The 14,154-nt window shown below is 44.3% G+C and carries 12 protein-coding genes; 7 read left to right on the plus strand and 5 right to left on the minus strand.

All coding sequences use genetic code 11. From position 1 onward, the window contains the following. Positions 1–238: 238 nt before the first annotated feature. The 3 genes from nth to QUB20_RS04610 all read right to left on the minus strand — a co-directional run bounded on the left by nth (position 239) and on the right by QUB20_RS04610 (position 2,442). The gene (gene nth, locus QUB20_RS04600) at positions 239–901 is read right to left on the minus strand and encodes an endonuclease III (protein WP_333231660.1); all 663 of its coding nucleotides are present in this window, start codon (positions 899–901) and stop codon (positions 239–241) included. A gap of 249 nt (positions 902–1,150) precedes the next feature. Next, the gene (rseP, locus tag QUB20_RS04605) at positions 1,151–2,245 is read right to left on the minus strand and encodes an RIP metalloprotease RseP (protein WP_333244071.1); all 1,095 of its coding nucleotides are present in this window, start codon (positions 2,243–2,245) and stop codon (positions 1,151–1,153) included. Between the two features lie 35 nt (positions 2,246–2,280). Further along, a complete protein-coding gene (locus tag QUB20_RS04610) occupies positions 2,281–2,442 on the minus strand; it encodes a hypothetical protein (protein WP_333105714.1) in 162 nt (53 codons plus the stop codon). 57 nt (positions 2,443–2,499) lie between these two features. Here QUB20_RS04610 and QUB20_RS04615 point away from each other — a divergent pair, with 57 nt between their 5' ends. The 7 genes from QUB20_RS04615 (at position 2,500) to QUB20_RS04645 (ending at position 9,836) form a co-directional block, all read left to right on the plus strand. Further along, positions 2,500–3,177 carry an ATP-dependent Zn protease gene (locus QUB20_RS04615; protein WP_333244074.1) on the plus strand — a complete coding sequence of 226 codons (678 nt, stop codon included), beginning with the start codon at positions 2,500–2,502 and terminating at the stop codon, positions 3,175–3,177. Positions 3,178–3,387: 210 nt separating this feature from the next. Continuing rightward, complete coding sequence (locus tag QUB20_RS04620) at positions 3,388–3,939, plus strand: hypothetical protein (RefSeq protein ID WP_333244078.1); 552 nt, start codon at positions 3,388–3,390, stop codon at positions 3,937–3,939. Between the two features lie 63 nt (positions 3,940–4,002). Further along, a complete protein-coding gene (locus tag QUB20_RS04625) occupies positions 4,003–4,341 on the plus strand; it encodes a Uma2 family endonuclease (RefSeq protein WP_333244081.1) in 339 nt (112 codons plus the stop codon). Then, complete coding sequence (locus QUB20_RS04630) at positions 4,265–4,561, plus strand: Uma2 family endonuclease (protein ID WP_333244084.1); 297 nt, start codon at positions 4,265–4,267, stop codon at positions 4,559–4,561. The genes QUB20_RS04625 and QUB20_RS04630 overlap by 77 nt, the downstream gene beginning before the upstream one ends. A 448-nt stretch (positions 4,562–5,009) precedes the next feature. Then, complete coding sequence (locus QUB20_RS04635) at positions 5,010–6,440, plus strand: MFS transporter (protein ID WP_333244087.1); 1,431 nt, start codon at positions 5,010–5,012, stop codon at positions 6,438–6,440. A 536-nt stretch (positions 6,441–6,976) separates the two neighbouring features. Then, positions 6,977–7,150, plus strand: coding sequence for a hypothetical protein (locus QUB20_RS04640; protein WP_333242489.1), 174 nt, complete (start codon positions 6,977–6,979; stop codon positions 7,148–7,150). A 328-nt stretch (positions 7,151–7,478) separates the two neighbouring features. Then, a complete protein-coding gene (locus QUB20_RS04645; RefSeq protein WP_333242486.1) occupies positions 7,479–9,836 on the plus strand; it encodes a polysaccharide biosynthesis tyrosine autokinase in 2,358 nt (785 codons plus the stop codon). Positions 9,837–10,215: 379 nt separating this feature from the next. Here QUB20_RS04645 and QUB20_RS04650 read toward each other — a convergent pair whose 3' ends face one another. Beyond that, positions 10,216–12,675, minus strand: a complete 2,460-nt coding sequence (locus tag QUB20_RS04650; protein WP_333055614.1) for a CBS domain-containing protein — start codon at positions 12,673–12,675, stop codon at positions 10,216–10,218. Between the two features lie 94 nt (positions 12,676–12,769). Continuing rightward, entirely contained in the window at positions 12,770–14,023 is a 1,254-nt protein-coding gene (locus QUB20_RS04655) for a transposase (protein WP_333244092.1), read from the minus strand. Positions 14,024–14,154 lie beyond the last annotated feature (131 nt).

Genomic DNA, 14,154 nt, shown 5'->3' on the forward strand with positions numbered 1-14,154 from the left:
ACAGGCAAGATGCCTGTTCCACAATAACTCTACATTTTTAGCAACAGGCAAGATGCCTGTTCCACAATAACTCTACACTTTTAGCAACAGGCAAGATGCCTGTTCCACAATAACTCTACATTTTTGTGGTACAGGCATCTTGCCTGTACTTAGCATTTGTGCAACACCTAATTATTAGCAGAAGGGTAAAAATCTGCAATAACTCATTTTTTTTGTGGTACAGGCATCTTGCCTGTACTTAACCTTGGTGCAAGACCAAACTATTAGCAGAAGGACACAAATCTGCCAGTTCGCAAATATTGCAAGCCGGATTTCTCGCATTACAAACTGCCCTGCCGTGATAAACCAACCGAATCGACCAATTTTCCCAATCCGGCTGCGGCAACAATATCATCAAATCCCGCTCGATCCTTATAGGATCGGTATGTTCGGTCAATCCCAACCGCTGAGTCAAACGTTTGACGTGAGTGTCTACCGTCACGCCCATATTAATACCAAAAGCGTGGGCGAGAACGACATTAGCCGTTTTGCGGGCAACTCCGGGCAATTCTAGCAGCAGTTCCATCCGCTGCGGCACTTGATTGTTAAATTTATTGACGATCGCCTGACAAGCACCTTTAATATTTTTAGACTTATTCCGGTAGAAACCAGTCGATCGCACCAGACTTTCCAATTCTTCTAAATCAGCATTTCCCAAAGCCACCGCATCGGGGAAACGCTCAAACAAAGCCGGCGTTACCAAATTTACGCGATCGTCCGTACACTGAGCCGAGAGAATCGTCGCCACCAGCAACTGCACGGGAGTTTCGTAGTTGAGAGTGCAAGGAGCTTCTGGATAGAGGCGTTTGAGGCGAATCAGAATTTCGAGCGATCGTTGTTTTAAACTTAACTTTTTAGTCATTAGTCATTAGTCATTAGTCATTTGTTATTTGTTTTTAACTTCCAGGCACGACCGGGGAACCCATAACGAAAGGCTCTACCTCGCTTGCGTAGGAAAAAAAGAGAGGGAAAAATAGGAAAATAGGAAAACGGAAAAGTAGACATAATTCTTCCTTCTTCCTTCTTCCTGAAATCCGTTACATCCGTTAGATCCGTTAGATCCGTTACAGAATCCGTTGCCGAACTTCCTTCTTCCCTCTTCCTTCATTTACTATTGCATGAAATTTCGCAAATCAAACCCAGCCAAATTAGCAGTATCGCGAATAATCAAGAAAACTCCCAAACCCAGCAACAACACCAAACCTGTCTGCATGACATTTTCCTGAATGCGGTTCGGCAGAGGCTTGCCCCGCAGTCCTTCTATTAACAGAAAAGCTAGCTGACCGCCGTCCAAAGCAGGTAAAGGCAAGATATTAATCACAGCCAAATTGATGCTAATTAGCACCGCATACTGAAACAAACTCGCAGCATCCGATTTGGCAATCCCTGCACCAATCGCCACAATCGCCACAGGCCCGGACAACTTGTCGGCAGTCTGGCTGAAATTGCTAAGTAACTGCCCAAAACCTTGAACCGTCAGCACCACAATCCGCTCAAATTCTTTGGCGGCCTTGCTAAACGCCTCTACAATTCCGGCCCTCTGCCGCACCACAGTGCCGTTAGAAGTTAGCTGCACGCCAATGCGACCTTTGCCGTCGGGCGACTCTTCAGGAGTTACTGTCACCACAAATTTTTGTTCTTGGCGCTGAATTTCCAACGCTAGGGGTTGGTTGGGATGATCTTGGATTGCTGCGACCAATAATTTGACTGCTTCGCCGGAAGCGCCCAATTCCTTGCCGTCAACAGACAGAACAACGTCGCCCGATCGAATTCCCGCTTGTTTCGCGGCCGAACTGACTTCCGCAGCGACTTCCGGGACTTTAACTCCCGGTAGGTAGTTCATTTGTGCAGCGCCGACAGTGCTCAATTGCACCACCAGCAGGAAATAAGCAAAAATTAAGTTGGCAATTACCCCTGCACTAATGACGATCGCCCGATCGAGCACGGGGCGATTTTTGAGCAAATTCGGGTCATTTGGGGGAATTGTACTGTCGGGATCGTCGTCCGGGAAACCCACGAAACCTCCCAGGGGAAAGGCGCGGAGGGCGTATTCAGTTTCCGGGCCTTGGTACTTCCAGAGGATTGGCCCGAAACCGATGGAGAAGCGGTTGACATGGATGTGTTGAAGTCTCGCCGCCAAGAAGTGGCCGAGTTCGTGAACGACAATCAAGATACCTAAAACTGCGATCGCTGCCAAAACTGACATGAAGGATTCCACTAACACTTTTACTGGACTTTGATTTATTTTAATATCTTTTTAATATCGGTGGCTTCGGAGGGACAATTTTCAGTCAAACTGGAAGGTGGTGTTTTTGTCGGAAGTCCCGGCTGCTGCGATCGACCCGACGCTGCCAAACCGATCGCGCGATCGTACCTGAGTTTACCTCTAAAACCAATTCCCATTACCAATTCCCTATTACAAATTCCCCATTAGCAATTCCCAGTTACCAATTCCCGATTATGAAAGACACTTCTTTGAATATTATCGCTATTTCTATCTTTGCCATCACCGTTTCAATATTGTTGGGCCCCCTATTCAACTTGCCAGAAGCCGTACCTGCGATCGCCACTTTTTGCCTGTTGGGGCTAGCCACCCTCGACAGTTTCCAGTGGCAAGGTCAAGGCGGTACAATTTTATTAGATTGGCTGGGGGGAACTTCCAAACAAAAGCGCGATCGTATCCTTCACCACGAAGCCGGACACTTCCTAGTTGCCCACCTATTGGGAATTCCCGTAACCAGCTACGCCCTCAACGCTTGGGAAGCATTTAAACAAGGTCAAACAGCCCAAGGTGGAGTCCGATTTGAAGACGAACAATTAGCATCTCAACTCCAAAGTGGCACACTTTCCGCCCAACTTTTAGACCAATACTGCACCGTGTGGATGGCCGGAATAGTCGCCGAAAAATTTGTTTACGGCAGCGCACAAGGAGGAGCAGAAGACCGCACCAAAATTAGTGCAATTTTAACACAAATGCGCCGTCCAATTTCCGAAATTCAACTCAAACAAAACTGGGGTTTGCTGCGAGCAAAAAACCTGATCGAAAGCCACCAATCAGCTTACGAAGCCCTAGTAGCAGCAATGGAAAAAAGAGCAACAGTTGCCGAATGCTGCAACATAATTCAGCAAAATTTATAGGAAAAAGATTACGCACTCTTGCCTTATAAACCCGGTTTATCTCTAGATTTCTCACAAAGACAGGACTTACGCACCGCCTCAATATATAGTGTTTTGTAGGGGCAAACCCCCGTGGTTGCCCCCATACCTGGAATGATTGCGTAAGTCCTAAAAGACAAAAAATTTGCGTAGAAACCGAGTTTAAGAGCGTATTATAGGGATTAAACATTCATGTCAGAACCAAATATTTTCCCAACAACACTGCAAACAGCAAACCCAAATACAGAAAAATTGTTGTGGCTGTTCGGTTTGCGGATCGACCCCGGCACCGAAATACCAAATCTATATACTCTAATTGTCTATGGAGAACAAGAGCCGCCCTTAGTAGCCGGCGGTCAACTTGTATTTTTTACCCGTCCAGAACTAGCGATTAACGCTCTCCAATTGTGCAATATCGATGTCAGCGAACTGGGAAAGCCCCCCACACAAATAGACGCTATTTGCGACATTGCAGAAACGCTATACTTGCTCGATGCCGAAGATTTTGACGAGTCAGCTACTATCCTCAACTGTTTGAACGCGCTTTTCGATTTAGTGAAAGCTACTTTAATACCGATGCCAACTGAATACAAGCGCATACTTTATGATTTTGCCGATCATTTGAATATTGAAGAAGAGTTTGCAAGTTTTTTAGACGCAGAAGATATTCAGCGCTCGGAAATTGTCAATGCTATTTTGTGGTGTGTGGGAGCAATTACAGCTAAATCGAGATTGTTGACCTAGCAATTTAATACAAAACTAGAATGTGCATCGATAATAGATAATATCGCCAAAGGAAATTGTGCCATGACTGTAACAGATGTACGCTTGTGGACTGTAGCCGAATACCGCCGCATGACCGAAACTGGCATTCTCAATCCCGATGAACGAGTCGAATTAATTGACGGGCAAATTATTTCAAGCAGTGCAAAAAATCCTCCCCACGCAGCAACTAATCTCTGTGCAGCCGACTATCTGAGAAATCTGCTGGCAGGACTTGCTTTAATTCGCATTCAAGACCCGGTTACTCTAAGTATAAATTCAGAACCAGAACCGGATATTGCTGAGCGTGCAAATCGACCCTCGGCTGTACCAAGATTTTCATCCCGCACCCGACCATATTTTCTTATTAGTAGAAATAGCTGACACGACTTTAGAAACAGACCGCAAGCGGAAAGCACCGGCTTATGCTAAGGCGGGAATTACTGATTATTGGATACTTGATGTTAACACGCGGCAAGTTTATGTTTTTCGCGAACCGGGCGAGGCAAATTACCGACAAGAAACAGTATTTAATGAAGATGATGTTTTGTCAATGCTGGCCTTTCCAGAAATAGAAGTTCAGATTTCGCAACTATTTCCTTAAGTCTGTGGGCGGCGGGTTTATCGATATCTTTAGCTACGGATCGATATTTCGGGTAAAATCCGCCCCTTCTATGGTGCGTAGCTGCTACGGTATCTACGGGTATTGTGTATATTGATATCGCTCGAATTACCACAACGTTGTAGGGGCGGGTTCACAAACCATACATAACAATGACCGACAATTCATATAAACCCGCCCCCACCCCACCGTAAATCTGAACGTACATTTGGCTTGGAAAGTTGGGTTGGGGCTGGTTTTTGAGATTGTTTGTTTTGGGGCGATTATTGTTGGTGAACCCGCCCCAACAAATCTATCAATTACCAATTATGAATTACCAATTATTCAGAATAATCCCGATCGCTACAAAAAACTTAGTATTAGGGCGTAGCGCGAGTTATACTCCTACTGGAAAGACTGTGACTGCCAAAAAATCTCGACATCAAAGTTTATGAGCAACACTTCCGGGCTTCGACCTGCAGCCGACAACCCCAAAACACAAAAACTCAGCCTCTCAACAAAATTAGCTTACGGTGCCGGCGACCTCGGCCCGGCAATTACCGCTAATGTTTTGGCATTTTACCTCCTAGTTTTCTTTACCAATGTTGCTGGTTTACCTGCCGGCTTAGCCAGTAATATTTTGGTAGTTGGCAAGATTTGGGATGCTATAAATGACCCGATTGTGGGGGTTTTGAGCGATCGCACTTCTCATCCTTGGGGCCGCCGATATCCTTGGATAATATATGGTGGCATTCCCTTCGGCATATTCTTCTTATTGCAGTGGATTGTACCTAGCACGGATCACACAGTGTTATTTTGGTACTATGTTGCAATCAGTATTTTGTTCAACACCGCCTACACGGCTGTCAATCTTCCCTACACTGCCCTGACTCCAGAACTTACTCAAGACTACAACGAACGCACTAGCCTTAATAGTTTTCGGTTTGCTTTCTCCATTGGCGGCAGCATCTTTTCATTAATCTTAGCTCTAATTATCTTTCGTGTATTTGAAAAAGACCCGAATCAACAATATTTAGTATTAGGTGCAATCTGTGCAGTTATCTCTGTCTTGCCTTTGTACTGGTGCGTTTTGGGAACTCGCAAGCACGTCGCAGCCCAACTATTAGAAAACGCCGAACTCGATAATTCTACATCCTTGCCACTGAAAGAACAGTTGCAGATTGCATTTAGCAATCGCCCTTTTTTGTACGTCATTGGAATTTATCTTTTTTCTTGGCTGGGAGTGCAGTTGACGGCTACTATTATTCCCTACTTTGTTGTTAACTGGATGCAACAGCCACAGTACGTTTTTAGCTTGGTGGCGATCGCAGTTCAAGGCACTGCATTAATCATGCTATTTGTTTGGAGTAAAGTCAGCGAGAGATACGGCAAAAAAGCCGTATATTTTATGGGCATGAGTCTGTGGATTATTGCTCAAGCTGGACTATTTTTTCTCCAACCAGGACAAGTATTGCAGATGTACTTATTAGCAGTCATGGCAGGTGTCGGAGTTTCCACGGCTTATCTAATACCTTGGTCGATGATACCGGATGTGATCGAACTAGACGAACTGCAAACAGGAGAAAGACGCGAAGGGGTTTTCTATTCGTTTATGGTACTGCTGCAAAAAATCGGATTGGCAGGGGGTTTGTGGTTGGTAGGTCAAGCATTAGAAGGAGCTGGATTTCTATCTACAGTTCCGGGACAGCCTGCACCCGTACAGCCAGAGTCTGCACTGTTTGCGATTCGAGTTGCGATCGGGCCCCTCCCCACAATTGCTTTAATTGCTGGGATGATTCTCACATACTTTTATCCTATAACCCGCGAAGTTCATGCAGAAATATTGTTGAAGCTGCGAGAAAGAAAAGCAGAAAATCAGTAAGCGCTAATAACCAATAGTTGGTAATTCGTAAACTCGAAAAATAACAACTACCGATAGCTAATCCGGGCGATATTAATAGCAATCCTCCCATCCTATGCAAACTATTTTTTTCTTGAACAATGTGTCATCTTCTTATGGCATCGGTTAATTTAAAAAAAACGTTGCGCGTTTCCTGAAAGGATTGCTATAGCTTGCTCGGAGGGCGAATAAAAGCGATAGTTTTAGTAATAGCCCCGGAACGCAGAAACCTAGTTTTTTTTACGAAAATACATAAATCGCGCCGCGCCATCCGCCCCAGTAGAAAAACCCCGAATGCTTGAGTTGTTCTAAATGTCGATCGAGCTTGAGAACACAAATTATTAAATTTTATGTCGCTCGCGCACTATCGAAATGAGTTTGCGATATAATTACCACGGTAAAATAAGTATATACACTTAATCATTCATCTAACTCCTCAAAAAGTTTATAATTAAAAGAAGAAACAGATTTTTTTCGGAAATTGATTCGATTAGTTGCCGTTCCCAAAAATCTGCCGAATGTGGCTAATTATATCTACAGGGGAAATGCAACACTTTTTAGCCGCTCAGTTAGCGCGTAAGTTAACAAGTGCTTTTGTCGTTGACTCCGAACCGAAAAATGGCATAGAGGACAAACCAATACCAGCGCAAGCGGCGGCTGAGGTGTTACGGTCAATTGTAAAAGTTTGGTAAAGTTATGGAACCCGCTGTCGCGAAGCTGAGCAACACCTGAAAAAGTTGGCTTCGTCGCCCGGAAACCCTAAATACAAGCACAACGCAGCCGAGCCAAATGCAGTCTGATCTAACTCTCCAGCAGTTGTAAAAGAACTTTTACCGCCGGCATAGCATAAGGATTTAGTGATTTTTGTATACTATGTGAAAGTAGTGAGAACTATTAGAAGGAAGTGGGCTCGACCAACCAATAATTTCGTGTGATATCCTTAAGCCAATGCTCAAAGTATCAACCTGAAGGCTCGCAGAAGAAAGCTGATTTTACCCACAAAATATCAAAGAGGTCAACATGGAAAGAGAACAGGACGCTCATATCGTACCCATTAGCAACCAGAGCCGACAGGTGCAGCAATTTTCCGTTGACGAGGGAGAAGATTTAAGCGCGCAGCCTCAGAAAGGATTGAATGTAAAGCCGTTGTTGAGGACTGTTCAGCGAAAAGCCCTAATCATTATTGGGATTATAGGTCTAGTAGTCGGCGGAGTTGTTTATCAGATCAAGGGAGCCAAGAAAACATATCAAGGCGATTTTCGGATGCTAGTGGAACCCGTGACAACGGAGGCAAGAATTGCTGACCCCTCTGCCCTAGCCAATCGCAGCGAGGGGGGAGGAGTACCTAGTAGAGATTTTTTTAGTTTGGACTACGCAACTCAACTTCAAATTCTCCAGAGTCCTCAGATGCTGTCAGCTATTGTTAAACAAGTCCAAAAACGATATCCAAAATTCACTGAGAAAATGCTTCAAAAAGAATTAGTCGTTTTGCGGCTCGGAGAAGATCAGATGACGATGACTAAAATTTTGGAAGTTCGCTTCATGGGGAATGAGCCTGAATTTGTTGAGTTCGTTTTACAAGAAACTAAAAAGAAATATTTAAAGTACAGTCTTGATGAACGCAAGACTCGGATTGGTGAAGGTGTTAAATTTATTGAAGACCAGCTTCCGGGACTCAATAAGCGCGTAAACGACCTGAAATCGGAGTTACAGGTGATACAGCAGGAGCAACAGATTACCAATCCTCAAGAACAAGGCGCGCAATTAATCCAGCAAGTTCGTGCCGTAGAAACTTTAGAGTTAGAAACTCAAAGGCTACTGCAAGAACAGAAAACGCTGTACGCTAACTTGCAAAAACAATTAGATTTTACACCAAATGAAGCTATTGCTGCTTCAGCTTTAAGCGAAGAACCTCAATATAAAGAGTTGCTGACCAAGGTTAAGGAAGTAGAAGGTCAGATTGCTGTAGAAACAGCTCGTTTTAAATCTGCTAACCCTATAGTGGAAGCTTTAGAGCGCAAGCGGGCAAATTTAGTAGCTTTGCTCAACCAGCAAACTGATAGAATTTTGGGGCAAAATTTAGTCGGTACCCAAGCCAATTCTAAAGTTCAGAATTTTCAAAATTCTATTCGCATAGGCTTGATTAAACAATTGGTTGATACTGCTAACCAAGTTGAGGTCTTAGAAGCTCGCCGTCAGGCAATCAGCCAAACTAAAAACAATTTAAACAGGCAAGCAACAGAATTTCCCACCATAGCCCGCCGCTACAACGAACTGCAACAGCAATTAGAAGTAGCCGCCCGCACCCGCGATCAACTTCTAAGCCAGCGGGAAACTCTGCGCGTCCAAGCAGCTCAAAGCCAAGTACCTTGGGAAATAATTTCTGAACCACGGATACCGCTAGATGAGAAGGGCAACCTGATGCCAGTTCCATCGAAAGCTAAAAACAAATTAGTGATGGCAGTTGTTGGAGCGCTAGTTTTGGGTCTGGGAGCTGCTATCCTCATTGAAAAAATCCGCAATATTTTCTACTGTGCTGATGACGTGAAAGATGCGGTTGATGTGCCTTTATTGGGAGCAATTCCTCTGGACAAAAATGCTAGAAAATTGCCGCCTTCTATTGCTAATGCCTATGCTTATATTGAAGGAAAAGAGGGTAATAAGAAAATTGCTGCGGAATTTATAGAAGCTTTTGACTCTCTTTATACTAATATCCGCTTTCTTTCTTCAAATCGAACGATTAGCTCTGTGGCAATTGGTTCGGCTACAGTTGGCGAAGGCAAATCTACCGTTGCTTTAAACTTAGCTCACGTGGCAGCGCTGGCGGGTCAGCGAGTGCTGTTAGTAGACGCGAATTTGCATTCCCCCAGCCTGCACTTGCTGTTGGAAGTGCCTAATGTCAAGGGATTGAGCAACTTGCTAGACCATAAAAACGAACCCAATGAAATTATCCAACGATCGCATCTAGCAGATAATCTTTTTGTATTAACTGCTGGTATCCCGAATCCTGGTACTGCCAGACGGCTGGCATCATCTCAGATGCAGTATTTAATGGAAGAACTTCAGGCAAAATTTGACTTAGTTATCTACGATACGCCGCCGCTCGCTGACAGTAAAGATACGAATTTTTTAGCAGCGCGCACCGATGGCATACTGATGGTTGTAGCAATTCGCCAGGTTCCCTTTTCTGTAGTCAAAAAAGTTTTCAGTCAATTAGAAAATTTTGGCATACCATGCTTGGGCACAGTTGCGAATCATGCCCCTAAACGCAAGAAGTATCCAGCATCGAGAGCATCAGTTGTTGAAGATAAAAGTGAATATTTGAATTTGACACCAGCACCGTCTCGTATCCGCAAACTAGCTCCAAAAAAAGAGTGAAACCCAACAAAGAAGACCCCCAAAAAAAGGATACCAGCCCTCGACATGAGTCAATCGATTTTAGATTTTAGATTTTAGATTTTAGATTGACTTGCGCGAGATAAATGCTCTTTCTTGAGGATTTTTGATTTTCGATTTGGGATTGATTCCACGGATAAATCACGTGGCGGATACCACCTTTGAAATTCGTGGTCATGGAACTCCCAAAATTTTAGATTCTTGTTCAATCTCCCAGATTCGTCTGTGGAGTAAATCGAAAATCAAAAATCCTTGGACTGAGCGCGACTTGAAGCTCGCGCTCGCCCAACCTCTTAGGCCCAAGTCTCAAATCTCAAATCTCAAATCTCAAATCTCAAATCTCAAATTGACTGAGTGCGGACTAATTTCCATCGGGGTTGGTAGGAAATGTAACGATAAAATTAGTCCAGCCATTGCTGCTTTCAACCTCAATTTTTCCCTGCAACTGTTCCACAAGTTTTTGAACCAAAGCTAAACCCAAACCTGTACCTCCTTGTTTCCAAGGATCTGCGTTGGGAACTCGATAAAATTTCTCAAAGATTCGAGGCAATTCCTCTATTGAGATGGACGATTGATTGCTGAGTGTAAATTGGATTTCTGAAGCCACAGCACTTGCTTGTCGCGAATTTGTCCTTTGTTCTCCTTGTTCCCCCTCTCCGTTTTTGCACTCAACTTTCAGAAAAATTTCGCCGCCATTGGCAGTATATTTGCAGGCATTGTTGAGGAGTTCGGCTAAAATTCGTCCCAAACTAGCGCGGTTGGAACTGATCGTGGGGAGGTGACGATCGCACTCTACTCGCAAATCCTGGTGGCGGTCGTGGGCCCGGGTGTAAAACGGGTCGATAATAGTAGGCAGCCAGAGTTCTAAGTTTACTGGTTCGAGGTCGATCGGACAAGTTGCAGCTTCGAGCCGCTGCAAATCTAGCAAAGCATTAATCAAGTCTGTTTCTCTAGTACATTCTGTTTCTAAAATTTCTAGATAAATCTGGCGTCGATCTAGCGTGGGAGAAATTCTCAACATATGAATAGCCATTTTTATATTAGCTAAAGGCGTCCGCAGTTCGTGAGAAACTGTGCTGAGAAATTCATCTTTAAGGACATTTAAATGCTGGAGTTCGTGAACTTTTTGCTGCAATTCTGCGGTGCGTTCTTGGACTTGGCGTTCGAGGTCGGTGTTGAGATTTTGGACTTGCTGATAGAGTTGGGCTTGCTGAATGGCGATCGCGATTTGAGTTGCCAGTTGCAGCAGCAAATCCACTTCCGAAGGCTGCCACTGACGGGATTGGGAACACTGATGAACACACATCATCCCCCACAAATTGCCGTCTTGCAAAATTGGTACAATCAAATAAGCTTTGATTTGCGCTTGGTGGAACCAGGCATATTTTTCGGCACTCAAACGGGCTTGGTCGATGTCGGGGACGGCATAAATTTCCTGTTCTATCACCGAAGCAGATTCTTGCCAAATATTATCGGGCAGGATTTCTCCTAAGATTGAAGGCCCATTTTCGGCAACTGATTCTGCCACTACAATGCCGTAATTGCTCGACTCTAAATGCAGGATGGCTACTCGGTCAGCTTGCAAAACTTGGCGGACTTCATCGACGCTGGCGTTGAGAATTTCTTCGAGGTTTAAGGATTGGTGAATCCGCAAGGAAATGTGAGTTAACAGCCGATCGCGCTGCAATTGTTCGTGGAGTTTTGCCGTCCGTTCCCGCACCTGCTGTTCCAGTTTGGCATTGCGGCTTTGCAACAGTTCCACTTTTTCGGCTTGCAATTGATAAACCGACTGCTGCAACTGTTTGACAACTCGGTACATTTCGGTGGGATCGAGGACTCTGAGCAAGCTGGTCTGAGTAATAATGCCCAACAGTTCTCCGCGCCCCCCGCACACGACTAACCGCTGCACTTGTTGCTGCTGCATTTCTTTGTGCGCCGTCCATAGGGAATCGGAGGGTTGAAGAAATTGCAGGGGAGTTCTCATGATTTTTTGACCTGGGGTTTGCTTGAAATTTAGTTCAAGAAACTGTGCCTGCACAATGTCATATTCGGTAATAATTCCCAGGGGTTGGTGAAAGGAATAGTGAAAAATGGAGGTATAGTCATCTTTGGGTTTCTCCATTGTTAATTCTTTGTTTTTTGTAATCACTACGCAACTGACTTGATGCTCTGACATCAGTTCGGTTATGCTCAGCAGCGAGGCAGTGTGAGGCGCTGTAATTGGCGTAGTCATTAATTCTGCTACCCGCCGCAATTTAAGAATGTTTGAAGGCTGCAATACTTGGCGAATTCTTTCCCGTGTCAGCACTCCTACCAAGTGGCGAAATTGATTGACGATCGGCAAATAGCGAATCTTGTGCTGGCGAAATAAGGATAAGGCGGTAAACACGTCTTGGTCGTCGGATTCTGTGAGGGAGACCGACACCGGAGACATCACTTCGGAAATTGGTATTTTGTGCAGGGCTACTTTGTGCTGGCTGTCTATTGTGCCAGAAGCTATCAGCCTCACTAGGTCGGCGGGAGTTAATATGCCGATTAACAGTCCGCGGCTGGGGTTGTCGGATAAGTTGCCTGTGGTAATAGTCTGCTGGTTCTGGACGACGAACACGCAGCGGGCCCGCACCTTTTCCGGCGCGGCTGTTTCGGTCATCGCCCCCCGGTCTGAGGGTACAGGTGTTTTGACTAGGGGACAACTGTTTTGCAACTGACTCATCAGCGCGATCGCCACTGCTAAGGAAGTTTCTGGCCCGGCAGTGAGGGGGTAGCGATCGATCGCTTGTTCTAAGGCTGAGGAGTAAAAGGGCGGGTGGTAGAACGGCATAGTGGATGGCAGGTTGTCAGAGGGCGGCTAACGATCGGGCAAAGCCTTGGGGAACGGCAGAAACAGTTCACAAAAAACCGGGCAATACTTGACATTACCGGATTTTTTGTGGCTCTTTTCGTACAGGTGAAACCCGTACAGGTGAAACTGCAAACACCTCTATACGGTTGCTGCACTCCTCAAAGGGTGAGTTTCCGTTTACTTTTCTAATCATATTTAATGCTGCATTCACATCAGCATTAATCAGCGTTTCATTCCCCGACCGAAACAACCCACGTTTAACTCTCTTACCCTGGTAAGACTCTTGCTTACCGACAGGCTCTAAATCCAAAAAGCTGCACTTACTTGTATAAGATTCTTCTGTAACTGTTACCTTGATCCCCACTAACTCAGCTTTGTAAGTAATCATTTCTACGAGCTTGGCGTGAGGAATTGCTACAAACGTCTGATTCGTTTTTTTTCCTAATTGTAAATTTTGTTTCCACCCCACATTTTTCCCAATAACTAACTGCCCGATTTGAGCGTCCACCAACCGCTTGACTATCAAACTGCTGGTTTGATGAAGATAGTTTTCAACTCGCTTGTTTCGCTTAAAGATGATTTGCTGGATTTGAGGTGTGGTATATTTCCCTTTCTCAATTTTTGACTGTAAAAAGGCTCGGCGCTTATTGAAACCTTGATTGATTGATTTGAGATGTTTTCCATCATAGAGAGTTGGAGTAAATGTTGGCTTATTTGATGCTAAAGCGACGAGGTTATCAATCCCTAAATCTCTACCTGCTATGAGTTGAGGGTTTAAATCCACCAACGTTACAGGCTTTTTATAAACAACCTCAACAACGTAGGTCGCTGTGGCAGGAACTATCCTTACCTCTATGACATCTTGGGCTTTTGTAGCAATTATTATGTCACTTTGAGATAAATGAAGTAGCCCATTATTTTTATTTTTTTCCCTTTGTTCTATCGATTGGTTATCATAAATTAACAAGTTACGTCCACAGGTTTTATGTTTGTATTTGGGAATTCGGGGGGGGGATGAAAATTGATGGATATCTCGGTAATAAGCCTTGATTGATTTTTTCCAAGCCTCCGAATCGTGAATAACTTGTTTGAGAACTTGAGTGCTAATTTTAGCAGGTAAGGATTTATAGTCGGCTGTGGGTTTTAGGATGGCATATAACTGTTTTAGACTCTTGGCAGCGCCAACTTTTGACTCAGAGTTAAAAAAGTGTTGCCTCATGTAATAGTTACCATAATTGTAGAGTTTTTTGGACAGGAAAGATAAGTCATCAAACTGTTTAAAAAACTGATGCTGCCGATCTATGTAATGCCTTTCAACGACAATCATAATTTTTTTGGGGGATAAACGAAAAGTTTTTTGTTGCTTTGTTAAGCACTGTACAATAAAGTCTAGGGATTATCCGATATAGTGTAACACCTCGCCTGTGCTTGCGACTTAAATAATAGACTTTCTAATTG

The organism is Microcoleus sp. B4-C2 (genome assembly GCF_036705265.1).
Taxonomy (GTDB): domain Bacteria; phylum Cyanobacteriota; class Cyanobacteriia; order Cyanobacteriales; family Microcoleaceae; genus Microcoleus.